We start from the raw sequence: 26,771 nt of genomic DNA on the forward strand, positions 1-26,771 counted from the left end.
GTCACGACGCGCCCTCGCCTCCGTTGGTCGTGCGCGACGCTGCGCGGGCGTCGTCGAGTGCGGCGAGGATCTCGGGTCCCTGCATGGTGATGTCTCCGGCACCGAGGGTCAACACGATGTCGCCGGGCTGCGCGATCGTGGCGACCGCCCCGGCAAGCGTCGAGAGATCGGGGACGAACCGATGGCTCCCGGTGAGGCCGTCTGTGATGCTCCGACCACTCACACCCGGAATGGGCGCCTCACGTGCCCCGTAGACGTCCGCGACGATCACTTCGTCGGCCGCGTCGAGAGCGGAGGCGAACTCCTCCGCGAATTCTTCTGTGCGCGAATACAAGTGGGGTTGAAAGACGGCGATCACCCGACCCTGGTGACCACCTCGAGAGTGCTCGCCGGCACCTCGTGCCACCACACCGCGGGCTGCGGCGAGCACCGCGGCGACCTCGGTCGGGTGGTGCGCGTAGTCGTCGTATACCGCGACGCCTGCGGCACTCCCCTTGTATTCGAAGCGGCGTCGGACACCGCCGAATGCCTCGACCCCCACGACGACATCGGCCAGTTCACCGCCAGCGCACACCGCGCCGAGGATCGCGCCGAGGCTGTTGCGTGCCATGTGGATTCCCGGTGTCGTGAGAGTGATCGGGACCTCGATGGCGGTGTCGGCGACCGGCTGCGTGAACCTCACATCGGCCACCCCGCCACTCCCCTGCGGCGCCCACGAGAGCAGCGTGGCCGCCGGGATGACGTCCGGGATGGAGACCGTGTCGGCGTCGGTGCCGTACCCGAGCACCCGGACACCGCGCGCGGTCAGCTCGGAGGCGCGTCGCTGCGCGAGTGCCACGGTTCCCGGATCGTCGAGGCAGACGATGAGCGTGCCGCCCGGCCGGATCTTCTCGGTGAACTCGTCGAACACCGCGACATATGCTTCGACGCTGCCGAAGAAATCCAGATGGTCGACTTCGATGTTGGTGATCACCACGATGTCGGGGGTGTATTCGAGGAGCGACCCGTCGCTCTCGTCGGCCTCCGCGACGAATACGTCGCCGCTACCGTGATGGGCGTTGGTGCCCGACTCGTTGAGCTCGCCGCCGATCGCGAACGACGGATCGAGGCCAGCATGCTGCAGCGCGACGACGGCCATCGACGTCGTCGACGTCTTGCCGTGTGTTCCGGCGACGAGCAGCGTACGGTGGTCGGCCATAAGTCCTGCGAGGACGTGGGGCCGCAACAGAATCGGGATCCCACGCTCGCGTGCCGCGACGAGTTCCGGATTGGTCTTGGGTATTGCGGCGTGCGTCGTGACGACGACGGTCGGACCGCCGGGCAGCACATCCAGCGCGGCGGCGTCGTGACCGATCGTGATCTCGGCGCCGCGCGCACGCAGCGCGATGATTCCGCGACTGGTCTTGGCGTCCGATCCCGACACCTGACCACCTCGGGACAGCAGAATCCGCGCAAGCCCCGACATTCCTGCCCCGCCGATACCGACCATGTGGACTCGACGAAGCTCGTCCGGCAGCGGCGCGGCTCCCGGCTCGGGGTGTGAACGCTCGGGGTGTGGTGGGGTCACGTCGTCGATTGTCACCGCTCGCGGGCCGATTCCGCCGAACGAAACGCCGCCCCGTCATCGGGAGCGCCAGGTCCGCTCGTGCCCTCATCGCGAGCCGCTGGCTCGCGATCCTTGGTGGCGACCGGTGCGTCCGCAGCGACCTGCGGCTGCTCGCCGCGCTGCGCGGCCCGAGTCTTGCGCCCGAGCCGATGGGACGCAGCGAGGTCGAGGGCTGCTCGTGCCACAGCGTTCGCGGCGTCGCCGTGGCCGGTCCCCGATGCCGACGCCGACATTGCCCCGAGCCGATCGGGGTCACCGAGGAGTTCGGGGACCTTGGCCGCCACCCAGTCCGCGGTGACCTCGTCGTCGGCGACGAGCACCCCGCCGCCGGCTTCGACGACCGGCAGCGCGTTGAGTCGCTGCTCACCGTTGCCGTGCGGGAGGGGAACGTAGATGGCTGGGAGCCCGGTCGCCGACACCTCGGCAACCGTCATCGCACCAGACCGGCACATCACGAGATCGGCAGCCGCGTAGGCGAGGTCCATGCGCTTGAGGTAGCCGACGGCCCGATACGGCGGAGCGCCCTCGGGTGAGACCGGGTCGATCGTGTTCTTGGGTCCGTACGCGTGCAAGACTCCGATCCCGGCACGCCCCAGTGCATCAGCTGCGCCCGCGACCGCCTCGTTGAGTCGCTGCGCTCCCTGCGAACCGCCGAACACGAGCAGGGTCGGCGCATCCTCGTCGAGGCCGAAATAGTGGCGGGCCTTCGCACGCAGGCCCTTGCGGTCGAGGTCGGCGATCACGCCGCGCACCGGGATGCCGACCACCTCGGCGCCGTCGAGTCCCGAGCCGTCGACCGCGGCCATCACGACGTCGGCGAAGCGGGCGCCGACCTTGTTCGCGACACCGGCACTGGCGTTGGCCTCGTGGATCACGATCGGCAGCCGCCGACTCGGCCGCAGATGGGCCCTGGCCGCCAGGTAGGCGGGCATCGAGACGTAACCGCCGAATCCGACCACGACGTCGGCCTTCGCGTCGGCGAGGACTTTGCGTGTGGCCAGAACCGAGCGGAGCAGCCGCGTGGGTGTCTTCGCCAGCTCGATGCCGGGCTTACGCGGCAGCGGTACGGGCGGGATCAGCGCGAGGTCGTAGCCGCGTTCGGGAACGAGCGTCGTCTCGAGTCCTCGAGAGGTGCCCAAGGCGGTGATCCGAGCGGTCGGATCGAGTCTGTGCACGGCGTCCGCGACAGCGAGCGCCGGTTCGATGTGACCTGCGGTGCCACCACCGGCGACCACAACCGACAGCTTTCGGTCACTGCCTCCCGCAGCCCCCGGGTCGGTTGTCGTGACCCGTGTTTCGTCCGGACCCATTCGGTCTGCACTCCGTTCACATCTGTTCTGCTCGCAACGAGACGATCAGCGACCGCTGCCCGACCGCCGCGACCCACCCGACATCTTGTCAGTTCTCCCCGTGTGGCCCGAATAGCGCCCCGAGTCCGACCTCGATGTCCCGGCTGACCCGCTTCGTGCCGACCCCGGCACCGCCCTGGCTGTCGCACGACGGGCGGATTGGCTTGCACGGGCGGAGTCCGACGATCGTCGCGATGGGTTCCGGTGATCGTGTCCGCGGGCGTTGTCACGACGCTGATCGTGTGCGTCGTCACGACGCTGCCCACTGCCTGAATACCCGACACGGTAGTCGACGCGGACCGGACCCGACCGAGGCGCCCCGCGTCTGTCGACGGGTGGACTCGTCTCCGGTGCCACGCCGAAGAAGCGCTCGCCGATCGCCCGACGCCACCCAGGTACCCGAGTGCGAGGCACGGAACGTCGTGCCCCGGACGCGGCAGGTGCGCGACCATCGCGCGCGTCGAGGCGATTCCGCGCACTCTCGGCGCGACTCGGCTTGTAGGCCACGGGAGTCGGCAGTCGGAACCAGCGGCTGACGCGACTGCGCTGGCCGGTCGTCAAGGCCGCGACGGCCTCCGGCTCATGCCGCGCGGCATTGGCCAACAGGCCGAGCATCGCCAGCACCGTCAGAGTCGACGTGCCGCCTGCAGACAGCAACGGCAACTGGATTCCCGTCACGGGCAGCAGTCCGATGACGTATCCGATGTTGATGAAGGCCTGCGCGGTGATCAGAACCGTGATGGTCGAGGTCATCAACCGCAGGAACGGGTCAGTGCAGCGGTGCGCGATACGGAAGCCGGTGAACGCCAACACGACGAACAGGAAGACGACGAGCAGTCCACCGATCAACCCGAGTTCCTCGCCGATGATCGCGAAGATGAAGTCGTTGTGGGCGTTGGGCAGGTAGTTCCACTTGGCTCGGCTCTGACCGAGTCCGACGCCGAACACGCCTCCGTTGGCCAACGCGAACGTCGCCTGCCGCGCCTGATAGCCGGCACCTTGCGGATCGTCGATGCCGCCGAGGAAGCTCATCACGCGCTGCGACCGGTAGCTCTCGACGAGTGCCAGGACGACGGCGATGCCGATACCGGTGATGACGAAGGCCGCGAACACCTTGATCGGTAGGCCCGCGAACCAGAGCAGAGCACCGACGATGATCGCGATGGTGATCGTCGTCGAGAGGTTGGGCTCGAGGATGATCAACAGGCAGATCAGCAGGCCGACAGGCACGAGTGGCACGAGCAACTCGCGAAGTGACGCGTTGTCGCGTCGACGTGACGCGAGCAGATGCGCACCCCAGACACACAGCGCGACCTTGACCAGCTCCGACGGCTGCACCGATAGGCCGTTGATGTCGAACCAGCGCCGCGCGCCCTGGCTCAGGGTGCCGATACCCGGCACCAGGACGAGCGCCAACATGATCGTCGTGACCGCGATCATCGGGACCGCCATGCGGCGAAAGAACCGCACCGGCATGCGCAGCGTGAGGTAGAAGACGGCGGCACCGAGCACCACGAAGATGACCTGATTGGCAAACAAGCCGTACGCCGACCCGTCGGCGGAGTAGCCCTCCACCGACGACGCCGAGAGCACCATGATCAGACCGAACGACGTCATCAGCGCTGCCATCGTCAGGACCAGATGGTAAGACGCCAATGGGCGGCTCAGGAGATTGCGGACGCCCTCGACGAGCGTCGCGGGAATGGCGGCGGCATCGCTGCGTGAGCGGGGAGCTTTGGGCGCGGTACGTCGTTTCGACGCACGCGGGGAATCAGAGCCGGCGCTCTTCGCCTCGGTCGACGCGTCTTCTTGTGTCGCCGTCACGGCTGCGTCGCCCGGGGAGCACTCCCCGGCAACGAGCGCGCAGCGGCCGCGAAGGCATCACCGCGTCGTCCGTATCCGGGAAACATGTCCAGCGACGCCGCCGCAGGTGCCAGAAGCACTGCGTCGGGGCGCGGATCGTCGGCCGTGGCCAGCGTCCACGCCTCCGCGACGGCACGGTTCATCACCGCGGTCGCGAGGTCGTCGGAGTTCCCGGGGGCGTCGAATGGGGGTTGTCCCCCGCTCGACACCGGATCCGTTTCTGATCCGAGGGCGCGCTGTGCAATCACACCGCCATCGTCTCCTGTGAATACTGTGACTGTTGGGACTTTTGGGGCGTGTCGCGAAATCGCGTCGACAATGATCTCCCGGTCTCGCCCAATCGCGACAACTCCGGCCAGTCGATCCGCGGAGCCCGTGATCATGTCGTCGACCGACGCACCCTTCAACAGCCCGCCCGCGATGAGCACGACGCGACGGTGTGCACCGATCGCCGCCGCAGCAGCGTGCGGATTGGTGGCTTTCGAATCGTCGACGAAGTCGATGCCGTCGATCGTCACGACGACCTCGCCCCGATGTGCCGCGGGACGAAACGCGCTCAACGCCCGACCGATCGCCGACGGCGCGACGCCGATCGCCAGCGCCAACGCCGCGGCCGCCAGGGCGTCGGACACTCCCGACGGACCCGGGGGGTGAATCGCCGTCGCGGCGATCAGAGGTGTACCCCCGGACGCGCCGTCCTGTTCAGCTGTGAACGCCCGATCGACCAGCTCGCCATCGACGACGCCGAGCTCACCCGGTGCGGGTTCGCCGAGGGTGAACCCGACGCGCCGTCCCGGCACGGGGAGGCCCGCGGCGACGGCGTCGTCGAGGCCGACGACACCCACGTCGCCGTGCAGCGCGATCTGCTTGTCGGCCGCGTACGCGGCGAACGATCCGTGCCAGTCGAGGTGATCGTCGGCGATGTTGAGCACGACACCCGCATCGGGAGTGATCGACGGCGCCCAGTGAAGCTGGAACGACGACAACTCGGCGCACAGCACGTCGACCCTCGGTTGCGTCTGCATCGCGTCGAGCACCGGCAATCCGATGTTGCCGCACGCTGCGGCGTCGCGGCCGCTCTCGACGACGATGTCGGTCAGCATCGACGTCGTCGTGGTCTTTCCGTTGGTTCCGGTCACGACCAGCCAGGTGCGCGGAGCGCCGAGCAGCCCGGCACGGTCGACCCGCCACGCGAGCTCGACCTCGCCCCACACGGGGATCTCGTGCTCGGCTGCTGCGACCATCAGCGGATTGGTCGGCGCGAATCCGGGCGAAGCGATGACGAGGTCGGTCGTCGCCACCCAGGAGTCGTCGGCCAGGAGCTCGGCGATCGAGATGAGACGGGCTCCGGCGGTCCGCGCGGCATCGGCTCCGACGACACCGGTCGGCTCTACCTCACCGAATCTGTCGTCGGCGATCGTGACCTGAGCGTCGACACCGAGCAGGAATCGTGCCGCCGACATCCCGGCTGTGCCTGCGCCCGCGACGAGCACGCGCCTGCCGCGCAGATGCAGCTCCGACGATGAGGTCATCACGCTCAGCCGTTGACCGTGAGGAACTCGCCGTAGAACAGCGAGAGTCCCAGCGCACACGCAATGGCTGTGAGCAGCCAGAACCTGATGATCACCGTGGTCTCCGCCCAGCCACCGAGTTCGAAGTGGTGGTGGAAGGGCGCCATGCGGAACACACGACGACCCGTCGTCCGGAAGAACGCGATCTGGATGACGACCGACATGATCTCCGCGACGAACAGCGCGCCGATGACCACCGCGAGCAGTTCGGTGCGGGTGGTGATCGACAGTCCCGCGAGCAGACCGCCGAGAGCCAACGAACCCGTGTCGCCCATGAAGATCTTGGCCGGTGCCGCGTTCCACCAGAGGAACCCGAGGCACGCGCCGCCACCTGCGACGGCGATCAGCGCGAGGTCCAAGGGGTCGCGCACCTGGTAGCAGCCCCGAGGGATGTCGGCGGCAGGCTTGGCGCCTCCCGAGCAGGCGTTGACGAACTGGAAGAACGTCACCAACACGTAGGTTCCCAGCACCATGGCCATCGACCCGGCGGCGAGGCCGTCGAGACCGTCGGTGAAGTTGACGGCGTTCGACCACGCCGCGACGATCAGCCAGCAGAACACCACGAATGCGACCGAGACCATCGAGATCGCGTCGATGTCGCGGACGTAGGACAGGTGCGGACTCGCGGGTGTGTAACCCGAGTCGTTACGGAAGCCGAGGACGAGCACGCCGAACAGAATTGCCGCGAGGAACTGTCCGATCGACTTGGCGGTCTTGTTGAGCCCCAGATTCCGGTGCTTGCGGATCTTGATGAAGTCGTCGAGGAACCCGACGCCGCCGAGTGCGGTCGCGAGACCCAGAACGAGCAGCCCGGACGCCGTCGGCCCGTTGCCGTCGTGGGTGAACACTCCGACGATGTGCGCTCCGAAGTAGCCCGCCCACAGCGCGATCAGAATGGCCACTCCACCCATCGACGGGGTGCCGCGCTTGGTCTGGTGACTCTGCGGCCCCTCGACGCGAATCTCCTGTCCGAATCCCTGGCGGGAGAACACACGGATGAGCACCGGAGTGAGCAGGATCGACACCGCAACGGCGATCGCACCCGCAATGAGGATCTGGGTCACCGCAGCAGTCCTCCCTCAGTTCGCCCGACGGTCACTCGTCGCTCTCCTTGTTCCTGTCTCGTCATCTCCCCAGTCCCGCAGCTCATGTACCCGAACCCGCCAGATCGGCCAGCGCGGGATCGGTGCCCGCGACGAGCACCATGTCGTCGGGCGCCGGGCGCCAGTCGTCGGTGTCGAGCGTTGCTGCCGCGTCGTCGACCGTTGCGACCAACCGCGCCTCGTCGCCCCAGGAACCCTCCATCACGGCTCCCTGATGCAGCGCGCGGACCGCACGTGACTCTCCGACGCACAGGGTCTTGTCGACGGCGAGCCGAACGGCGAGTCGCCCCACCCTGTCATGCTCGACGACGCGCTCGTTCTCGGTCAGACCGTCGCGTGTACCCATGTCGCCGATGATCGCCCAGGTGCGCACACGTTCAGGTGAATCCCGTGCGCGCGACACCAGGTCGCGAATCGCGCGCGACACCGTCTCGACATCGGCAGGCACGATGACCATGTGTCGTTCCCCTTGGCCGCCATCGGGACTCACCGAGCTGCCCCAGACGTGTTCTCGACGACGCCCGCGAGGGCCTCGGCGACGACGTCCCTGTCGTCGAACGGATGCTTCACGCCGTCGATCTCCTGGCCTGCCTCGTGGCCCTTACCGGCCACCAAGACGATGTCGCCGGGCCGCGCCCACGCGATAGCGGCCTCGATCGCACCACGGCGGTCGCCGACCTCCCTGATCTCGACACCCGCTCGACGCTCCGCATCCGGCACGGCCTGTGCACCGGCGAGGACAGCGGCGCGGATCGCTGCCGGGTCCTCGGTCCGTGGGTTGTCGTCGGTGATCACGACGAGGTCTGCGCGGCGCGCGGCCACCTCGCCCATCAGCGGCCGCTTGGCCGTGTCTCTGTCGCCGCCTGCGCCGATGACGACGGCGACACGTCCGCGCGCCTGCTCGTCGAGAGTTGTCAGCACGGCTTCGAGCGCCCCCGGCTTGTGCGCGTAGTCGACGATGGCAAGGAAGTCCTGCCCCCGATCGATGCGCTGCAGCCGACCGGGAACCGACACGTCGGCGATCGCTGCGGTCGCCGTCGTGACGGGCACACCGGCCGCGACCACGACCGCGACCGCGAGTGTCGCGTTGGCGACGTTGTAGCGGCCGGGCAGCCTGAGCGTGAGATCGTGACCGATCCCGGCGGCGTCGGCGATCTCGACGCGCTGTGAGCCGTCGGACTCGATCGTCGACGGTCCGGCATGCCACTCGGCCGGGACGTCGGTCGTCGAGACAGTGATCGGCGCGATGCCCTTACCGCGGCGCGCGACGTCGAGCATGCGTCGACCCCATTCGTCGTCGACGCACACCACCGAACGCACCGCCCGCGTCGGTGATCCCGCCGCGAACAGGAGTGCCTTGGCCTCGAAGTAGTCGCGCATCGTCGGATGGAAGTCGAGGTGATCCTGCGACAGATTGGTGAACGCACCGATCGAGAAATGGGCTCCGTCGACGCGGCCGAGCGCCAGCGCGTGACTCGACACCTCCATGACCACGACGTCGACGCCGCGTTCGAGCATCGCGGCGAGCAATGCCTGCAGGGTCGGGGCCTCGGGTGTCGTCAGTGAACTCGCCTGAGCGACACCGTCGACGCGGGTTTCCACCGTGCCGATCAATCCGACGGTGTGACCGGCAGCCATCAACGCGGCCTCGACCATGTATGCCGTTGTCGTCTTGCCCGACGTGCCGGTGATGCCGATCAGCTTGAGGCGCTGCGACGGGTTGCCGTAGATCCGTGAGCTCACGCCGCCGAGAATCGACCGCGGGTCGGCGTGCACGAGTACCGCGCACGCGGCGTCGGGCGGGAGCACCCGTCCGAGCTCTGCGCGGCCCGCCGCGTCGGTGAGGATCGCCGTCGCGCCACGCTCGACGGCCTCGGCAGCAAACCTGGCGCCGTGCGTGCGGCCGCCCGGCAGCGCTGCGAACAGGTCGCCCGCGACGATGTCCTGCGCACGCAGCGACACCCCGGAGACGGCGGCATCGGCAGGCACCGTCCCGATCAGGTCGAGTCGTGCGCCGGTGGCGGTCGAGAGCACGGAGACGGCCGTGGGTTCGACGTGAGTTGGTCTGTTCAGTCCTGCGGACCGGCGATTCGACGCCATGATGCGATCGCCTCCCTCAGCAGTGGTATCGGTGTCGCGTGTTCGCGCCGGTGCGGCTCGAACCCGGGGATGTGCGGATGCGCGCTCTCCGGAACGCACTCACGATACCGTCAGGACAATTCGTGACGGCGCGCCCACCGGCAAATCAGCGCGCCTCGAGCTTGATCCACGGCGTAGGCGTGGGAGACAGCGGCACTTGCTGGCGCTGCAGAATCCACGAGGCGATCGTCCCGAACAGCGGCGCCGCCGACTGTCCGCCGCTGCCGTCGGAGCTTCGCTTGGGGTTGTCGAGCATGATGCCCACCACGAAGCGCGGGTTGTCGGCAGGAGCGATGCCTGCGAACGTGATGTTGTAGCTCGAGTTCGAGTAGCACCCGCACGCCGGGTCGACCTGCTGCGCTGTACCCGTCTTGCCCGACATCTGATAGCCCGAGACCGCACCCTTGTAGCCCGTTCCCGACTGCACGCCCATCGGGTCCTCCTGGAAGACCCCGCGGAACATGTCGCGAACCGTACGCGCGGTCTGCGGACTGACCACTCGGACACCAGCGGGCCGGTCAGCATCCTCGACGTTGCCGCCGTCGCGCTGCTCCGACTCGAGGATGCGCGGTGGCACACGGAGACCGTCGTTGGCGATCGCCTGATACATCGCGGTCATCTGCAGGAGCGACATCGAGAGGCCCTGCCCGATGGGCAGATTGGCAAACGAACCACCCGACCACTGACTCAGCGCGGGAACCGCTCCACCGCTCTCTGCCGGAAGGCCGACGCCGGTCCGCTGCCCGAGCCCGAAGCGCTTCACCATGTCGGCGAACCGTTGCTCACCGACACGCTTGGCCAGCATCAGCGTTCCGACGTTGGACGACTTACTGAAGATGCCCGCCGTCGTGTACGGCTCGACGCCGTGCGACCACGCGTCGTTGACGGTGACTCCGGCCATGTTGATACTGCCCGGCACCTGCAACACCTCGTCCGGCCTGGTCAGCCCGTATTCGACGGCGGCGGAGGCAGCGACGATCTTGTTCACCGACCCCGGTTCGAACGGCGAGGTGACCGCCGGGTTGCCCAGGTCGGATTTGGTCTGTTCCGACAGCGGCTTGGATGCGTTGAACGTTCCGTCGTTGGCCATCGCGAGCACCTCGCCGGTCTTCGCGTCGAGCACGACCGCCGACGCCGACTTCGCGCCGGACGCCTGCTTGGCCTTGTTGACCTCGCTCTGCACGAACCACTGGATGTCTGAGTCGAGCGTCAGTTTCACCGTGGCGCCATTGATGGCCGGGTGCACGTTGCGGGTGCTACCCGGGATCACCGCGCCGTCGGAGCCGCGGTCGTACGTCTTCGATCCGTCGGTCCCCGCGAGTACCGAATCCATCGACGCCTCGAGACCGATCAACCCGTTTCCGTCGTAGTTGACGTCGCCGACGACGTTGGCCGCCAGCGAGCCACCCGGATAGAGACGGATCGCCTGCGGGTCGGCGCCCACCTCGGGATAGTCGGCGACGATCCGTGCCGCGACCTCGGGACTGACCGATCGCGCGAGATACACGAACCCGTCGTCGCTCGTCAGCTTCTTGTGCAGATCGTCGGAACTGATCGATCCGCCGAGCGCCGACGACACACCGTCGGCGATCTCCTTGAGCCTCTTGTCCACATCGGGGTACTCGGGGTTCTTCTTGTGCTCGGCCTCGATCGACTTGCGAACTGCCTTGGGCAGGAACGTGAGTGAACGCGCCTCGTCGGTGTACGCGAGGGGGCGCCCGTTGCGGTCGAGGATGGCCCCACGCTTGGCCGTCAGCACCTGGGTGTACTCGCGTTGCTGCGCCGCCTCCGCCGAGATCGACGACGCCTCGATGGTGTGCACGACGATCATCCGGATCGCCACCGCCAACACCACGAGGAGAATCACGACTCCTACAGCGCGACTACGGAATTCAAAGGTGCGGGGACCTCGACCCCGTCCGCCTCCGCGGCCACCGGTACCCGACCCTCCGCCCGCAGGTGCTGGGCGTCGCCCTGACCGGGGCTGCGCAGTGGGCGGGTCGAAACGCTCACCGATCCGCTGAAAACTGGCGCGTGTCATGGTTGTCAATTGTCCACTGCCCTAACGGGCTCCCGCCGAATTTGCGCTCGGCGGGTTGCCATTCGTCTGAGCCGAGGGTGCAACATTCGGATTGGGTGCGGCAGCGGCCCCCGGCGCCGGAGCGTCAGCGCGCGCGGGAGCATCGGCGCGTGCCGGGGCGTCGCCGCCCTGGTTCTGGGTCGGCGTGGTGTTGGTTCCAGGAGCCGTATTGTTGTTCGGCGCTGGCGAATTGGATGAGCCGGCGCCGGACGAGTTGCTATCGCCGGACCTGGCCGCATCACCGGACGGGGCGGCACTCGAGTCCGATGCGTCCGCACCCCCGAGGCCCATCGAATCACTGACCTTGCTCTTGTCGATCTTGCTGGTGGGATCGGGCTTGTCGTCGGGGTTGATCGTCCCCATCGGCTTGCCGGATGCGGGCTCGGGATCGCCGAGCACCTTGGGCTTACCATTGGCGCCGACAACCATCCGGGCCGGATTCTGAACCGGGATCATCCCCAATTTCGCTGCCTTGTCGGACAATTCGGGCGCCGAGTCACCCGACTCGTAGCTGCGCTTGAGACTGTCGCGGCGGTCGACGAGCGACTGGTTGACCTTGCGCTCGATTCCGAGTCGGTAGGAATCCTGCGCGGCCTTCGTCGACAGCCAGAGACTCAACCCGAGACCCACGACGAGCAGCGCGAGAACGGGCACCACGAACGGAACCGACCGCGCACGAGTGAACAGCGAGACACGTCGGACGGCCGAATCGCGCTCACCGCGCGTCCGCGTAGAGCCCTGCGCCACAACGCGATTGCGACGGCGATCGAGCGCACGTTGGGCTGCTCGCGAGCGGTTGGCACGCTCGGATTCGAGATTCTCCCGACGCGGACGACGGGTTGGCGTTGTGGTGGCTGCACCTGCGCTGTCGGCGACGGTGCGGTCGTCGAGCACTGTCATGACCGATTCCTCTCGACACGTTCGATGGCGCGGACCCGTACCGGGGCAGACCGCGGATTCTCGGCGAGCTCGGCCTCGCCTGCCTGCTCGGCACCTCGGGTGACGAGTCTGAATTTGGGTGCGGTTCCCGGCAGTTCGACCGGAAGGCCGGGTGGCGACGTCGAAGTGGTACGAGACGCGAACTCGCGCTTGACAATTCGGTCTTCGAGCGACTGATAACTCATCACCACCACGCGTCCACCCACCGCGAGCGCATCGAGCGCTGCGGGCAACGCGAGACGTAGGGCGTCGAGTTCGTGATTGACCTCGATCCGCAGCGCCTGGAACGTGCGCTTCGCGGGATGCCCACCGGTCCGACGTGTGGCCGCAGGAATTGCGGCATAAAGCAATTCGACGAGCCGCCCACTCGTTGTGAAGGGTTCGGTCTCACGGGCCCGGAGAACGGCTGACGCGATCTTGCCTGCGAAGCGTTCTTCTCCGTATTCCGACAGCACCCGTGCGAGGTCGCCGTGCGAGTACGTGTTGAGCACGTCTGCCGCGGTCAGGTCGTCGTCCGGATTCATCCGCATGTCCAGCGGGGCGTCGACGGCGTAGGCGAATCCACGATCGGCGCGGTCGAGTTGCATCGACGACACACCGAGATCGAAGAGCGCGCCGTCGATGTGGTCGACGCCTGCCTCGGCGAGGACGTCGTCGATGCCGTCGAATCGAGACTGGTGAAACGAGATCCGGTCGCCGAAGCGGGCGAGGCGATCACGTGCGATGTTCAACGCCGACTCGTCACGGTCGATGCCGATCACACGCGCGTCGGGGAATTCGGTGAGTATGAGTTCGCTGTGGCCGCCGGCGCCCAACGTCGCGTCGACGAACACCGGACGGTCGGTTTCCGAGTGGTCGGCACCAGAGTGGGTCAAGTCCGGTGCGAGAAGTTCGGTGATCCGCCGTGCCATGACGGGCACGTGGCCGAATTCTCCGGAACGACGTTCGTCGTCGTGTGGCGCGTTCACCGAATCACCTCCCGACGCGTGCTGTCTGCACGCCCCGACCCGTTGCGGCCACGCACACTCATCTTGAATCCCTGGCACCGACACCGGTCCGTGCGAAGAGTCTCGCCGGGTGAAGCGGGGTCCCGGTCCGGTCGCGCACCTGGCGTTGGGGAAGTACGCCAGGGTCGTTCCGGACCGGGGCCTCGATCCACCCGAAGCCCTGTCCATCGTGTGCCATTCCTCGGCTACAAGACCGCGTTCAATGCGGCCGAGTTGGCTGCCGAGAAGTTCTCCTCGTGCTCGTTCTGGTACTCGCGCCACTTCTGCGCGTCCCAGATCTCCAGGTGATCGAAACTGCCGAACACCACGCACTCCTTGGTCAGCTCCGCGTACTCCCGATGGTCGGGAGACAAGCTGATCCGACCCTGCCCATCCGGGCGCTGCTCCTCGGTGCTGGCGAAGAAGTAGCGCTGAAAGGCTCGTGCCTGCGGATCGTTACGGGATGCCTCCACAATTCGGGCGGCGATCTCGTCGAACTCCTCGGCTCGAAACACCGACAGGCTGTGGTCTTGGCCTTTTGTGACCATCACGCCTCCTGCCAGTGCGTCGCGGAACTTGGCGGGCAATGTCAGTCGCCCTTTGTCGTCCAACTTGGGTGTGTAGGTGCCGACAAATCGAACTGACGACATGTCGACACCTCCTGCCCCCTGAGCGATCCGTTCCGGTTCGTCTCACCCAGTGCTGCCACAGTACCCCACTTTCCACCACTTTCCACCCCTTCCACCCCCTGAAGTCGCTATCAACAACTATTGCTGCAGGTCAACGCAGAGAAACGCGGTGGTGGATGACACCACGCGCCGCGTGTCCCAGCCCGCCATTCGTGTGTCCAGAAGGACGAAACAGCATCAAAGTGACTGATGGGAGCCAGTTTTGTGCCCGGGTGGGGAGATGTGGGGAAGGCGGTGGGGCGCTGTGGGGACCGCGGTGGGGCGGCGTGGGGAATCAGGGGCCGCACAGCTGGCGGCGGCGTCGCGGGAGCTCCGGAGTGGGAGGTTCGATCAGGCAGACCCGAGCGGATGGGTGCATTGCCCACCAGAAGGCAGGGTTAGAGGTGAGGTGGCCGGCGGGGGCCGGTGCGGACACGGCGTGCTCACCCGCATACGACAACAGGGCAACACATTGGTGCGATGTGTTGCCCTGCTGTTTGTGAGATCTGACTATCTCAAGGAGTGGTGGAGGCGTGAATGTGTGTCTTATCGAAGGCCGTGGGTGCTGCAGCACACACATCCTTCGATACGACACACAATGTGGCCGAAGGGAGACGCCTGATCAATCAGGCGCCTGGGTCACTCCTGGTCGAAGCGGCGGTTGAACCGTTCTTCCATGCGCTCGGTGAACTTGCGCTTGCCTGCCGGCCGCGCGGGGGCCTCGGCGGGTGCCGAATTCTCGGGACCCGAGCGGCCACCGCCCCACAGAGCGAGGAGGCCTGCGCCGAACATCACGAGAAATCCGATGAGGCTGACGACGGGAAGCCCGGCGACGCTGAGGCCCACCAATGGGCCGACGACGAGCAGCACAAGACCCACGACGAAGACCGCCGCCGCCTGAAGACGACGACGACCCGACGACCGGCCAAGCCGCCGACGCTTCACGCTGGACGCGAACTTCGGGTCCTCGGCGTAAAGAGCACTTTCGATCTGTTCGAGCATGCGCTGCTCGTGCTCCGAGAGTGGCACCGACCCTCCTTACTACGTTGCCGATTCACACATCAACGAGATTGTGGCGACCGCGGACGCCAGTCTCGTGACATGTGTTCGCGGCTCACTGCTTCCATGATACGAGGTGATTGCAAGCGCGACCACCATAACCACCCGACCGTCACATCGAAGCCGCCAATAGCGACAATTCGGGTCCTGTGATCACGTCGGGTGAAACGACCGCCGATCACAACCGCCGTACGGGCGCCTTCGGCCGCGAAGCGCGAACCGCAGGCGCGGACGAACCGATGAATCAGGCGATGTGGTCGTAGCCGTAGTCGGACCGGTCGACCGCTTGGTGCGCAAGCTTTCCCTGTTCGTAGGCGACGATGATGTCTTCGACGGCGTCGAGAAACGACAACACACGGGAGCGGAGCGCCACGACCGTCGCACCCTCGACGGAGCGACGCAGGCCTGACTCGATCTCCATGCGCACAGACGACATCCGGGCAAACGCTTCGGCGAACTCTGCCAGATCAGGAACGGCCGACGAGATCCGCGACCACGCATTTGGGGACACGCGTCGAGATGCGCGCTTCGCGGGTGGTTCGTACACCGCGAGTGCCGCTCCTGCCGCCCGCAGCGCCGCCAAGTAGTACTGGCGGAACCGTTCGGCGTCGTCTGGCACGCCGTCGGCATTCTCGACCAGGATCTCTGCGCGATCGAGGAGGTCGCGAGCACGCACGACGACCATCGGGTCGATCTCCGGACGCACCACTGCACCTCGCCGTGCGTGACGCACTGTGCCGCGCGTCGGCCTATGGACTGCCATCTCGCGCTCCCTTCGGTGTTGCGTCCGCTCGACACCCGAGCGGCTTTCACGTTCCTGTGTGACCAAGTCGTTCCTGTGTGACCAAGTCCCGGTACGGTCCGGCGATGCACGCTTCCCTCGTCCGTCGCCGGACCGCCCAGACTGTCGTGGGTGACGCAGAACGGCTTGCGGAGGCACGTTCATCGAACACCCGTTCGACATATTCAATATAGCTAGAACGGCGACACTCTTCAAGAGGAGATGTGGCCCCATTCCCGACAGCAGAAGCGTAGAACTCGGTACCGACATTCCCGATCGGCTGCGGCCTGCCAGGAACGCGACGCGCGCGGCGGACTGCGGGAGGAAGGACAACGAGCAGTTGGCGACCCGACTCGTTCGGTTGACCGGCCAGGACTCCCCGGCCTGGCTCGACGCTGCCCTGAATGTCTACGTGACCGCGATGGACTACCCGCGTGGCACCGAGCACCACCGGGTTCCGCTCTGGCGCGAACACATCGCACGACGCGGGTGGACCGCATACGCGGCGCTGACGGCCGTCTCCCCCGACATCCGGCTCGACCCCGACGCGGAGCGTCGACGAATCGGCCCTCCGGTGTCGCCGTCCGGGCACGAGATCATGGTCGGCATCGCCTACGGCTATCGCGGCGCCGACGACCAGTGGTGGAATCACCAGCTCAGAACCGGTCTCCGACTGTCCGGCTGCGACCGCGACACCATCGAACGCATCGCAACCAACTACTTCGAACTCACCGAACTCCACGTCCACCCGACCGCTCAGGGCCACGGCATCGGCGAATGGTTGCTGACCGCGCTGCTGAGCGACCGTCAAGAAGACCACGTCCTACTGTCCACCCCGGAGATTCCCGCCGAACGAAATCGGGCGTGGTCCCTCTACCGCAGGATGGGCTTCGACGATGTGCTGCGCCACTTCACCTTCACCGGCGACCCACGACCCTTCGCTTTCCTCGGTCGACGACTCCCGCTCGACGCGGCTACCGAACCTCTCACAGGTACGCCACCAGCGGCGGCGCGGTGAGCCGCCGAGGCGGCTCAGGCCATAAGCCCCGGCACGACGCCGTTGTCGTGGGTGCAGGTCACAACGGCCTCATCGCGGCCGCCTACCTCGCCCGCGCGGGACGTTCTGTGCTCGTCGTGGAACGCGACGACATCCCGGGCGGCGCCGTTTCGACCGTCGAACGCTTTCCGGGCTATCGAGTCGATCGCGGATCGTCGGCGCATCTGATGATCCGACACTCCCCGATCATCGACGAGCTCGAACTTTCCGCGCACGGTCTGCGCTATATCGACTGCGACCCTTGGGGTTTCGCACCCGCGACGCAGGACGGACCACCGTTGGTGTTCCGCACCGACCTCGACGCGACCTGCGCGTCGATCGCCGCCGCGTGCTCAGACGCCGACGCGGACGCCTACCGACGATTCGTCGACGTGTGGGGTCCGCGGTCGCGGGCTGTGCTCGACGCGTTCAACTCGCCGGCAACGCTCCCCCGGTTCGGACGGGCATTCACCGGTATCGGAAACACCGCCCACACCGCCCGTACCGGGTTCATCGGTAGACGTGCGGGGTCGCTCATGTCGGCGACCCAGGAACTGATGATGTCCGGCGACGCCCTCCTCGATCGCTGGTTCACCTCCGAACGACTCAAAGCGGCTCTCGCCTGGTTCGGCGCGCAATCGGGTCCGCCGATGAACGCGCCGGGTACCGCACCCATGGTCGGGTTCGCGGCACTCATGCATCGGATTCCCCCTGGCAGGGCGGTCGGCGGCAGCGGCGCGCTCACCGAATCCCTCCTGCATCGCCTCGACGCCGACGGCGCACAGGTACTCACCGGATCGCCCGCGACGTCGATCAGCCGCTGTGGCGATCATTGGTGCGTTCAGACCGGCGAGGACAGCCACTGCACCGACCAGGTGATCGCCGCCTGCCACATAATCGCGACACTCGACATGCTCGACGCCGGGCGAGCTGCCCCACCAGCGGAGATCGATCGGTGGCGGCGCGAGATCGACATCGGCTCCGGCATCGGGATGGCAGTCCGGCTCGGCACACGCGCACTCCCCGCCTACCGCGACCTGCCGTCGGACCTTCCACCGCACGGCGTGCATTCGGCGCTGGGACTCCTCGTCACCGATCGTGCACAGCTTCGTCGCGCGTACACCGCGGCCTCGGTCGGCGAATTACCACCGCGCCCACCGTGCGTTGTGATGAGTTTCTCGGCGATCGACCCGACACTTGCTCCCGCACAACGACATTCGATCACCGTATGGTCGCAGTGGCATCCCCGACAGTTGCGCGAAGGACAGTGGTCGACGGCCGGCTCGGTCGCCGTGGACGAGATCCTCACCGAAGTCGATCGCCACGCACCGGGGTTCAGTGCGTCGGTCGACCATCGTTATGTACAGACGCCGGCCGATCTGGAATCCGAACTCGGGCTGGTCGGCGGCAACATCATGCACGTCGAGATGACGATCGACCAGATGTTCGTCTATCGGCCGCACCCCGACCTGGCCGGGCACCGTGTGCCCGGGGCAGCAGGACTCTTCCTCGCCGGGGCGTCGACGCATCCCGGCGGTGGGGTGACCGGTGCCAGCGGGCGGATCGCAGGGCAGCTCGCGATCGCGGCGAGCCGACGGCGTCGCTGACGCTCCCATCCGGCACCCCGCATCCGACACTCCCCATCCGACACTCCCCGCCTGACACACGCCGCAGGGTGTGCGAGGCGACGGTGCCCTTCTGGCACGATGAGCACGTGCAACCGGCTACCACGCGACGCCCGACCGATCCGACGCGCAGACGTTCCGCGCGAACCGCGGTCGCGTCGGTGTTGATCCTGCTCACGGCCATTCCTCTGCTGTCGGGGTGTCTGACCCGCTCGACCACCGTCGGCGACCGGTATGCCGGCACGGTCATCGTCGCCACCTCGCCGGACAATCCCAGCGGCGCGCCACGACTCGACATTCCCGAATCGATGCGCAACAACGTGTCGACCTCCGACTACCGCGAAGGCCCCAACACGGGTGGGGGCGACTCGGCGAACCCGTCGGCTTCACCGTCTCCGGGCGCCCCGTCCGCAAGCGCCCCATCCGCAGGCGCACCGTCGACCGGGACACAGCCGGGAACCACAGGGCAGGGCGCCAGCCGGGTCGGTACCAGGGCGACGTTCTCCGATCTGACCGCCGGTCAGCTCAGTCAGCTCGGCGACATCGTCGCCAACGCGTTCGGCGACACGTCGATGACGATGGAGCTGAACGCCAAGCGCAGCGGCGACGTCGTGCGCTTCCGCGGCAGTGCAGATCTCAACGGACTCGAGGAACGCGACTACCTCAAGTTCACCCTGGCGTTCGCTGGTCCGATCACCGCGAGCAACGTGGCGAAGCAGGATTCGGAGACCTCGGTCACGTGGACACCCGAACCGGGCAAGGTCACCGAGTTCATCGCCGATGCGACATACCCCGACCCCGCGACCGCGGCGTTCACCGGATGGACGTGGCTCCTCGTGATCGTGTGCCTGCTCGTCGTCGCGCTCGTCATCTGGTTGGCGTACTCGCACCGCGACACGAGCCCTCGCCCCGGGCGGCCGCGGCCGGTGCGTCGAAGCGCACCCGTCCAAAAGGCAACGGCACCGAAGACGACAACTCCGAAGGCAAGCGCACAGCCTTCGACTACCGCACCTGCCGCGCACGCAGAATCCGCGACGACGACGTCGGGCGGCGAGAAGCCGGAGAGCACAGGCTCCGCCGGCTAGGCCTCCCAGCGGGGCAGTTGCGCCGGCCGGCGCTGGTTAGTTCGACGAGACGAGCGGCAGGGCGTCGGAGGTGTCGACGCCGAGCCGGTCGAGTACCTCGCAGGTGGCCTTGGCGAAGTTGAGGCTGATGAAGTGCAGCCCGGGGACGCCCTCGGCGATGAGATGCTGCGACATCTCGGTGGCGATGTCGATTCCGACCGCGCGCACCGCTGCCCTGTCTTCCTGTTCACCGGAACCCGCGGCGGCGATCAACCGTCGCTCGACGCTCTCGGGCAGGACCGAGCCTGACAGCTCGACCATCCGTCGGACCGAGGCAAGCGACGTGATCGGCATGATCTCGGGGATGATCGGCTTGGCACCCTGCTCGGCGTCGGCAGCAGCGACGCGGTCGCGCAGGCGGAGGTAAAAGTCGACGTCGAAGAACAGTTGGGTGACCGAGTACTCGGCGCCTGCGCGGAGCTTGCTCACCAGTACGCGGGTGTCGTGGTCGAGATCGGGAGCGCGGTGGTGGCCTTCGGGGAAGGAAGCCACACCGACGTGGAACTGGCCGAGTCCACCGATCAGGTCGACGAGTTCTTCGGCGTACGAGACGCCCTCGGGATGCTTGACCCACTCACCGAGCGGATCTCCTGGCGGATCACCGCGTAGCGCAAGGATATTGGTGATGCCCTTATCCGCGTACGCGCCGACCAGCGAGCGCAGTTCGGCGATCGAGTGGTTCACCGCGGTGAGATGAGCGACCGGCACCAGCGTCGTCTCGGTCGCGAGTTGCCCCGCGATGCGCACGGTGCGATCGCGGGTGCTGCCACCCGCGCCGTACGTCAGTGACACGAACGCGGGATTGAGCCGCTCGAAGACACGCACCGCACGCCACAGGCGTGCTTCGCCCTCGGCATCTTTCGGTGGAAGGAACTCGACGGAGAAGGGCACCTGTCCCGGATGCGGCGCAGACAGACGTTCGACGACGGACGGCACCGGGGCGGATGAATTCACCGGACCAGTGTACGGGCTAGCCTGTGACACGTGACCTCGACCGCTCCCGTCCCCACGCGCCTCGCCGAGGTTCCCGGCGCAGTCGAATCCGTGCTGCGCGACTTCCTCGGTACCGCTGTGTCAACAGCCGCCGCCATTTCGCCGGTCGTCGGGTCGTCGGCGCAGGTCGTCGCCGATTTCGTGCTGTCGGGCGGCAAGCGCATCCGGCCCGTCTTCGCGTACGCGGGGTGGCAGGCGGGCCGCAGCGACGCCAACGGTGTCCCGACCGGCCTCACCGACGCCGACGCACTGCGGATCAGTGCCGCCCTCGAACTCGTGCAGGGGTGCGCGCTCATTCACGACGACATCATCGACGCCTCCGACACGCGGCGCGGCAGACCAACGGTGCACCGGGTGTTCGAGCGCGGCCATCGCGACGCCGGATGGCGCGGCGACGCGGCTGAACACGGCGTCGCGTCGGCTGTTCTGGCAGGCGATTTCGCGCTCGCATGGGCCGACGACCTTGTCCACGGGTACGCCCCGGCGACCGTGTCGCCCGCGGGAAGGCCTCTGACGGGTCCGCAAGTCGCGCCCCTGCCACCGGGAGTGATCGCGACATGGGCGGCCATGCGTACCGAGGTCCTCGGCGGTCAGGTCCTCGACATCGTCAACGAGGTCAGTGGCGAGGAATCGACGGAGGCCGCCTATCGGGTGATGGAGTTCAAGACGGCTGCGTACACGGTCGCGCGTCCACTCGAGCTCGGTGCCCGCGCCGCGGGTGCCTCCGAGGAACTCGTCGACCAACTACGTTCGGTCGGCCACGATCTCGGCATCGCGTTCCAGTTGCAGGACGATCTTCTCGGCGTGTTCGGTGATCCGGTCCGAACCGGCAAGCCTTCGGGCGACGACCTCGTCGCAGGTAAGCGGACAGCACTTCTCGCGCTCGGACTGTCCCGCGCCGACGCGGACGATCCCGCACTCGGCGACACGTTGCGTTCGGTCATAGGGACCGAACTGTCGGCAGACGAATTGGCCACTGCGCGTGGCATTCTGACCGATGTGGGCGCCGTCGCCGACGTCGAGCGGACGATCGACACGCTGCTCGACTCCGCCGTCACCACCCTCGAGAGCACCGACATCGACGATGCCGTGTACACCGACCTCGTTGCCGTCGCGCGTCGTATGGCGCATCGCGACGCCTGAGCGTGGGCACCGACGTGACGGTGGCCGCAGACGCGCGTGTGGACCGCGGATCGTTGACGACGCGGCGTACCCTCATCGCCGGTCTGATCGGCTCGATCATGGTGTCGCTCGGCGGTTTCGGCATCGCAGACATCCCCCGCAACCACCCGATACTGACCGACACCGGACTGAGCTGGCTCACCTACGGACACGGTAAATCGCTGTGCAGCATCACATTCTGGGTCGGCGTGACGCTCATGGTGATCGCATGGATACGCCTTGGGCGCATCCTGTGCGACCGCACGCGTGATCACAGCGGGCTCCACCTGGGCAGGTGGGTGCTGGCGTGGGCCGCACCGTTGATGGTGACCGTGCCGCTCTACAGTCGCGACGTCTACGCCTACCTCGGCCAGGGCGCCCTGTTCGGGGCGGGCTTCTCGCCGTACGCCGACGGCCCGGCCCACAATCCGGGACCACTCGTCGACAGCATGGCGCAGGTCTGGGCGTCGACCACTGCGCCCTACGGTCCGCTCTTCGTGTGGGTGACACACCTTGTCGTCGCCGTGACCGGTGATCACGTCATCCTGGGTGTGCTCGCCATGCGACTGGTCCTGCTGCCGGGACTCCTGTTGTCGCTCTGGGCAATTCCGCGACTCGCCCGCCACTTCGGGGCGTCGGCCGCCGCCGGGCTGTGGCTCGTGCTGTTCAACCCGCTCGTCCTGATCCACCTGGTGGGCGGACCGCACGTCGAGCTGCTCATGATGGGTGTGTTGTCCGCGGGGATGGCGTTGGTCGTCACCGGGCGACACGTCGGCGGGCTCGTGCTGCTCGGCTGTGCGGTCTCGATCAAGATCACCGCCGGGATCGCGGTCCCCTTCGTGCTGTGGATCTGGTTGGCGCACATTCGACAACGGCGCCAGGTGGGCGCGCGCGACGTGGCTCTCGTGCTCGCCGCGATCGTGGGCATCACCGTTGCGGTGTTCGCGGCGTGGACCGCGCTCGTCGGGCTCGGCCTGGGTTGGCTCACTGGTTTGGGCTGGGCGGATCGGATCGTGAATTGGTTTACGCTGCCGACGGTTGTCGCCCACCTCGTGACGCTCGTCGCCGCGCCGTTCACTCCGCTCAACCTGCAGACCGTCCTGCCGATCACCCGGCTCATCGGCGAAGCGCTTCTCGCGGTCATCCTCGTCGTGTTGTGGTGGCGGCAGCGGCATTCCGAGCGAGACGCGATGGCGGGCATCGTGCTCGCCATGCTGGCCGTCGTGATCCTCGAACCGTCGACGCTCCCCTGGTACTACACCTGGGTGCTGTGTCTGGCCGTCGCGTTCACACTGCCGACGTGGGTGCGCGCACTCGTCGTCGGCATCTCGACGTTCATGCTGATCGTCTTTCAGCCCGACGACTCGATCTTGTTCTACAAACTGCCCGAGACACTGTTGGCGCTGGCGCTCGGTGGCCTCGCGGCCGCGTCGGTGATGCGGACCGATCCGCTGCGGATCGGCGCTCTCGGCCGTCGGATGTGGGGTGTCAGAACGCCTGTGCCTGCGCGCGACGGATGAATTCGCGGGCCGAGTGGGTGTGCAGCGCGTCTGCGGGTGTCAGGCCGAGGTCGTCCTGTTCGGTGAACAGCCACGCCATGATCTCGTCGCGCGTGTAACCGCCGTCGAACAATACGTCGACGAGTCCGGTGAAATGTTTCGCGATGCCTTCGTCGTCGAAGAACACGCGCGGCACCGCGGGCTGACCGTCACGCGAGATCGCCAGCAGGTGATGATCCCGGATGAGATTGCGCACCTTGTTCGTCGAGACATGCAGGCGTGCTGCGACGTCGTCGAGTGAATAGGTGGCGGTGTCGGCGGGGAGGGTGTCGGTCGAGAGGGGCAGAGAACTCACCCGCCTGAGATTACCGTTTCGCCGCGCATGCCGACAGGCGGTTGTCACGCTGTGCACAACTCGTCATTCGGGTACACGCCACGGCGTCCAGGTATGGGCCGGCGGTCGGTGGTGCCGGGTAGATTCGACGTCGTGAACAGCCCGGCCGACACCCTGCTCGGTGCGGTCCTCGAGGACCGCTATCGTCTCGATGCGCCCATCGCGCGCGGCGGGATGTCGGCGGTCTATCTCGGCGCCGATCTGCGGTTGGGTCGCGACGTCGCGGTCAAGGTGATGGATCGACGCTACTCGGGCGACCCACAATTCGTGCGCCGCTTCGAGTTCGAGGCGCGTGCGGTCGCAGGCCTCAAACATCCGGGCCTGGTCGCGGTCTACGACCAAGGCATCGACGAGGGCACCGCGTTTCTCGTGATGGAACTCGTCGAAGGCGGGAGCCTGCGCGAGTTGCTGCGCGAGCGGGGACCCATGCCGCCGCACGCGGTCGTCGCTGTCGCCGATCCCGTCCTCGGCGGTCTCGGCACCGCGCACCGAGCAGGACTCGTCCATCGCGACATCAAGCCCGAGAACGTCCTGATCTCCGATGCGGGCGAGGTCAAGGTCGCCGACTTCGGCCTGGTGCGCGCGGTCGCGGAAGCGGGTGTCACCTCGGCGAGCGTCATCCTGGGCACCGCGGCGTACCTGTCGCCCGAGCAGGTCGAATCCGCCGACGCCGACGCCAGGAGCGACGTCTACTCCATGGGCGTCATGATGTTCGAATTACTCACCGGCAGAACGCCTTTCCACGGCGACTCGCCACTTGCACTCGCCTACCAACGACTCTCCTACGACGTCCCGGCCCCCGGCGATGTCATCGACGGCGTGCCCGAGGAGATCGACGAGGTGATCCTGCGCGCCACCGAACGTCGGCCGCGCGACCGCTACGTCGACGCCTTCGAGATGCGCGACGCGCTGCTCGCCGCTGCCGACGATCTCGACCTGCCGCCGTTCACCGTTCCCGCACCGCGCCGCTCGGCCGAGCGGGAGACGATGGTCCGGATGCGCGCCGCACAGGCCGCCGCGGCGCGCCCACAGCCGCGTCCGGTGGCACCCCGCGCTGTCCCCGCAACGGCACAGCAACCGGTCGCGGCGTCGCTCGTCGCGCCTCCGCAGCCGACGACAGCACCACCCGCGACGACCAAGCGTCCCACGGTGATTCCCGATCGACCGGCCGACGACACGCCCACCCACGACCCGGGGCGCGGAAGGTTGCAGGCGCTGATCTGGCTGACCGTCGTCCTGCTGGTGGCAGCGGGCGTCGGCTCGGTCGGCTGGTGGCTCGGCGCCCTGATCGTCGGCTGAACTGATCGTCGGCTCAACCGATCGCCAGCTGACCGGCCCGGTGCCGAGATGCTCAGCCGCGCAGCATCTCCGCGACGAGGAATGCCAGTTCCAGCGACTGCTGGGTGTTCAGCCGCGGGTCGCATGCGGTCTCGTATCGGCCGGACAGGTCGAGATCGGAAATGTCTTGCGCGCCACCGAGACACTCGGTCACGTTCTCTCCGGTGAGCTCGACGTGGATACCACCCGGGTGCGTACCGAGCGCGTGATGCACCTCGAAGAAGCCCTGCACCTCGTCGACGACGCGGTCGAAGTGCCGTGTCTTGTACCCGGTCGGCGAGGTGTGGGTGTTCCCGTGCATCGGATCGGACTGCCAGATCACCTTGTGGCCGGTCGCCTCCACCGCGCTCACGATCGGCGGCAGCACCTCGCGCACCTTCGAGTTACCCATGCGGGCAACGAAGGTCAACCGTCCGGGACGGTTGTGCGGATCGAGCCGTTGGACGTACTCGACGGCCTGCTCGGGTGTCGTCGTCGGTCCGATCTTGACCCCGATGGGGTTACGGATGAGCTCGGCGAACGCGATGTGCGCACCGTCGAGTTGGCGTGTGCGCTCACCGATCCAGAGGAAGTGCGCGGAAAGGTCGTAGAGCACCTTCTCGTCGAGTTCGGACCCGTTGGCACCGGACTCGTCGAGATCGGGATTGTCGGCCAGGCGCAGCATCGCGCGTTCGTAGTCGAGCACGAGCGCTTCGTGCGAGGCGAAGATCGCGGCGGACTTCAGGCTCGAATCGGTGACGCCACAGGCGTCCATGAACTTCAGGCCGCGGTCGATCTCGCCTGCGAGGGCCTCGTACCGCGCACCGGCGGGTGACGTACGGACGAACTCGCGATTCCAGTCGTGCACGCGACGCAGGTCTGCTTCGGCACCGGTCAGTGCGCGCACCAGGTTCATCGCTGCCGACGCATTGGCGTACGCGCGGACCAGGCGAGACGGATCGTGCACTCGTGCCGCTTCGACGGGTGGGAATCCGTTGACCATGTCGCCGCGGTAGGACGTCAGGCCGAGCGCGTCGACGTCGGCAGAGCGCGGCTTGGCGTACTGCCCCGCGATGCGGGCCACCTTCACGACCGGAAGGCTGGCGCCGTAGGTCAGCACGACGGCCATCTGCAGCAGGGTGCGGATGTTGCCCTTGATGTGCGGTTCGGTGTTGTCGGCGAACGTCTCCGCGCAGTCGCCGCCCTGCAGCAGAAAGGCGCGTCCCTCGGCGACGTCGGCGAGCTGAGAGGACAGAGCCTCGACCTCTGCCGGCATGCAGATCGGCGGCACGCTCTCGAGCACCGTGCGCATCCGGTGGGCGTCCTCGGGATCCCAACTCGGCTGCTGGAGTGCCGGCCTGCTCATGGCGTCGGCAAAGCGTGCCTGCAGGTCGCCGGGAAGCGGGGGCAGTTCGGGAAGTTCGTCGATCGGAACGTCTACGGTCCAGTTCACCACCCCACCAGGGTAGTAGGCGTCT

General features: G+C 67.3%; 22 protein-coding genes. 6 read left to right on the forward strand and 16 right to left on the reverse strand.

What is annotated here, in order from left to right:
• Position 1 precedes the first annotated feature (1 nt).
• The 13 genes from murC to ABW18_RS06815 all read right to left on the reverse strand — a co-directional run bounded on the left by murC (position 2) and on the right by ABW18_RS06815 (position 16,069).
• Positions 2-1,489, reverse strand: coding sequence for a UDP-N-acetylmuramate--L-alanine ligase (murC, locus tag ABW18_RS06755; protein ID WP_049698577.1), 1,488 nt, complete (start codon positions 1,487-1,489; stop codon positions 2-4).
• 89 nt (positions 1,490-1,578) lie between these two features.
• Positions 1,579-2,916, reverse strand: coding sequence for an undecaprenyldiphospho-muramoylpentapeptide beta-N-acetylglucosaminyltransferase (murG, locus tag ABW18_RS06760; protein WP_049698234.1), 1,338 nt, complete (start codon positions 2,914-2,916; stop codon positions 1,579-1,581).
• A gap of 45 nt (positions 2,917-2,961) precedes the next feature.
• A complete protein-coding gene (gene ftsW / locus ABW18_RS06765; protein ID WP_049698235.1) occupies positions 2,962-4,779 on the reverse strand; it encodes a putative lipid II flippase FtsW in 1,818 nt (605 codons plus the stop codon).
• Complete coding sequence (murD, locus tag ABW18_RS06770) at positions 4,776-6,350, reverse strand: UDP-N-acetylmuramoyl-L-alanine--D-glutamate ligase (RefSeq protein WP_049698578.1); 1,575 nt, start codon at positions 6,348-6,350, stop codon at positions 4,776-4,778. The genes ftsW and murD overlap by 4 nt, the downstream gene beginning before the upstream one ends.
• Before the next feature lie 5 nt (positions 6,351-6,355).
• Positions 6,356-7,453 carry a phospho-N-acetylmuramoyl-pentapeptide-transferase gene (mraY, locus tag ABW18_RS06775; RefSeq protein ID WP_049698236.1) on the reverse strand — a complete coding sequence of 366 codons (1,098 nt, stop codon included), beginning with the start codon at positions 7,451-7,453 and terminating at the stop codon, positions 6,356-6,358.
• An 82-nt stretch (positions 7,454-7,535) separates the two neighbouring features.
• Complete coding sequence (locus ABW18_RS06780; protein ID WP_049698237.1) at positions 7,536-7,949, reverse strand: UDP-N-acetylmuramoyl-tripeptide--D-alanyl-D-alanine ligase; 414 nt, start codon at positions 7,947-7,949, stop codon at positions 7,536-7,538.
• 29 nt (positions 7,950-7,978) lie between these two features.
• A complete protein-coding gene (locus ABW18_RS06785) occupies positions 7,979-9,592 on the reverse strand; it encodes a UDP-N-acetylmuramoyl-L-alanyl-D-glutamate--2,6-diaminopimelate ligase (RefSeq protein WP_049698579.1) in 1,614 nt (537 codons plus the stop codon).
• A 145-nt stretch (positions 9,593-9,737) separates the two neighbouring features.
• Positions 9,738-11,672, reverse strand: coding sequence for a peptidoglycan D,D-transpeptidase FtsI family protein (locus ABW18_RS06790; protein ID WP_049698238.1), 1,935 nt, complete (start codon positions 11,670-11,672; stop codon positions 9,738-9,740).
• A 21-nt stretch (positions 11,673-11,693) separates the two neighbouring features.
• Positions 11,694-12,611 carry a cell division protein FtsL gene (gene ftsL / locus ABW18_RS06795; protein WP_049698239.1) on the reverse strand — a complete coding sequence of 306 codons (918 nt, stop codon included), beginning with the start codon at positions 12,609-12,611 and terminating at the stop codon, positions 11,694-11,696.
• Positions 12,608-13,618, reverse strand: coding sequence for a 16S rRNA (cytosine(1402)-N(4))-methyltransferase RsmH (gene rsmH, locus ABW18_RS06800; protein ID WP_049698240.1), 1,011 nt, complete (start codon positions 13,616-13,618; stop codon positions 12,608-12,610). Before rsmH ends, ftsL begins: the two co-directional genes overlap by 4 nt.
• A gap of 224 nt (positions 13,619-13,842) precedes the next feature.
• On the reverse strand, positions 13,843-14,286 hold the full coding sequence (gene mraZ / locus ABW18_RS06805) for a division/cell wall cluster transcriptional repressor MraZ (RefSeq protein ID WP_005176306.1): 444 nt from the start codon (positions 14,284-14,286) through the stop codon (positions 13,843-13,845).
• A 657-nt stretch (positions 14,287-14,943) separates the two neighbouring features.
• Positions 14,944-15,333: a DUF3040 domain-containing protein gene (locus tag ABW18_RS06810; RefSeq protein ID WP_049698241.1), complete on the reverse strand. Its 390-nt coding sequence runs from the start codon at positions 15,331-15,333 to the stop codon at positions 14,944-14,946.
• Between the two features lie 274 nt (positions 15,334-15,607).
• The gene (locus ABW18_RS06815) at positions 15,608-16,069 is read right to left on the reverse strand and encodes an SAV_6107 family HEPN domain-containing protein (protein WP_338043836.1); all 462 of its coding nucleotides are present in this window, start codon (positions 16,067-16,069) and stop codon (positions 15,608-15,610) included.
• A 415-nt stretch (positions 16,070-16,484) separates the two neighbouring features.
• Between ABW18_RS06815 and ABW18_RS06820 the strand changes: the two genes are divergently transcribed.
• From ABW18_RS06820 to ABW18_RS06830, 3 genes are all read left to right on the forward strand, one after another.
• Positions 16,485-17,162 carry a GNAT family N-acetyltransferase gene (locus ABW18_RS06820; protein WP_049698243.1) on the forward strand — a complete coding sequence of 226 codons (678 nt, stop codon included), beginning with the start codon at positions 16,485-16,487 and terminating at the stop codon, positions 17,160-17,162.
• Positions 17,163-17,209: 47 nt separating this feature from the next.
• Complete coding sequence (locus ABW18_RS06825; RefSeq protein ID WP_235434303.1) at positions 17,210-18,787, forward strand: phytoene desaturase family protein; 1,578 nt, start codon at positions 17,210-17,212, stop codon at positions 18,785-18,787.
• 107 nt (positions 18,788-18,894) lie between these two features.
• Positions 18,895-19,890 carry an LppM family (lipo)protein gene (locus ABW18_RS06830; protein ID WP_049698580.1) on the forward strand — a complete coding sequence of 332 codons (996 nt, stop codon included), beginning with the start codon at positions 18,895-18,897 and terminating at the stop codon, positions 19,888-19,890.
• A 36-nt stretch (positions 19,891-19,926) separates the two neighbouring features.
• Here the strand turns inward: ABW18_RS06830 and ABW18_RS06835 are convergent, their stop codons facing one another.
• Positions 19,927-20,913 (reverse strand): methylenetetrahydrofolate reductase, encoded by a 987-nt coding sequence (locus tag ABW18_RS06835; RefSeq protein ID WP_083444324.1) that lies wholly within the window; start codon positions 20,911-20,913, stop codon positions 19,927-19,929.
• Between ABW18_RS06835 and ABW18_RS06840 the strand changes: the two genes are divergently transcribed.
• Both ABW18_RS06840 and ABW18_RS06845 read left to right on the forward strand, forming a co-directional pair.
• Positions 20,914-22,065, forward strand: coding sequence for a polyprenyl synthetase family protein (locus ABW18_RS06840; protein ID WP_049698246.1), 1,152 nt, complete (start codon positions 20,914-20,916; stop codon positions 22,063-22,065). It abuts the gene before it with no gap.
• 2 nt (positions 22,066-22,067) lie between these two features.
• A complete protein-coding gene (locus ABW18_RS06845) occupies positions 22,068-23,603 on the forward strand; it encodes an alpha-(1->6)-mannopyranosyltransferase A (protein WP_152930029.1) in 1,536 nt (511 codons plus the stop codon).
• Here the strand turns inward: ABW18_RS06845 and ABW18_RS06850 are convergent.
• On the reverse strand, positions 23,572-23,937 hold the full coding sequence (locus ABW18_RS06850) for an Rv2175c family DNA-binding protein (RefSeq protein WP_049698247.1): 366 nt from the start codon (positions 23,935-23,937) through the stop codon (positions 23,572-23,574). The two genes, ABW18_RS06845 and ABW18_RS06850, sit on opposite strands and share 32 nt — an antisense overlap.
• Positions 23,938-24,069: 132 nt before the next feature.
• Here ABW18_RS06850 and ABW18_RS06855 point away from each other — a divergent pair, with 132 nt between their 5' ends.
• On the forward strand, positions 24,070-25,275 hold the full coding sequence (locus tag ABW18_RS06855; RefSeq protein WP_049698582.1) for a protein kinase domain-containing protein: 1,206 nt from the start codon (positions 24,070-24,072) through the stop codon (positions 25,273-25,275).
• A 52-nt stretch (positions 25,276-25,327) separates the two neighbouring features.
• On the opposite strand, the gene ABW18_RS06860 is transcribed toward ABW18_RS06855, so the two are convergent.
• Positions 25,328-26,749, reverse strand: a complete 1,422-nt coding sequence (locus ABW18_RS06860; protein WP_049698248.1) for a class II 3-deoxy-7-phosphoheptulonate synthase — start codon at positions 26,747-26,749, stop codon at positions 25,328-25,330.
• Positions 26,750-26,771 lie beyond the last annotated feature (22 nt).

The organism is Gordonia jacobaea, from assembly GCF_001186365.1.
Classification (GTDB): domain Bacteria; phylum Actinomycetota; class Actinomycetes; order Mycobacteriales; family Mycobacteriaceae; genus Gordonia; species Gordonia jacobaea.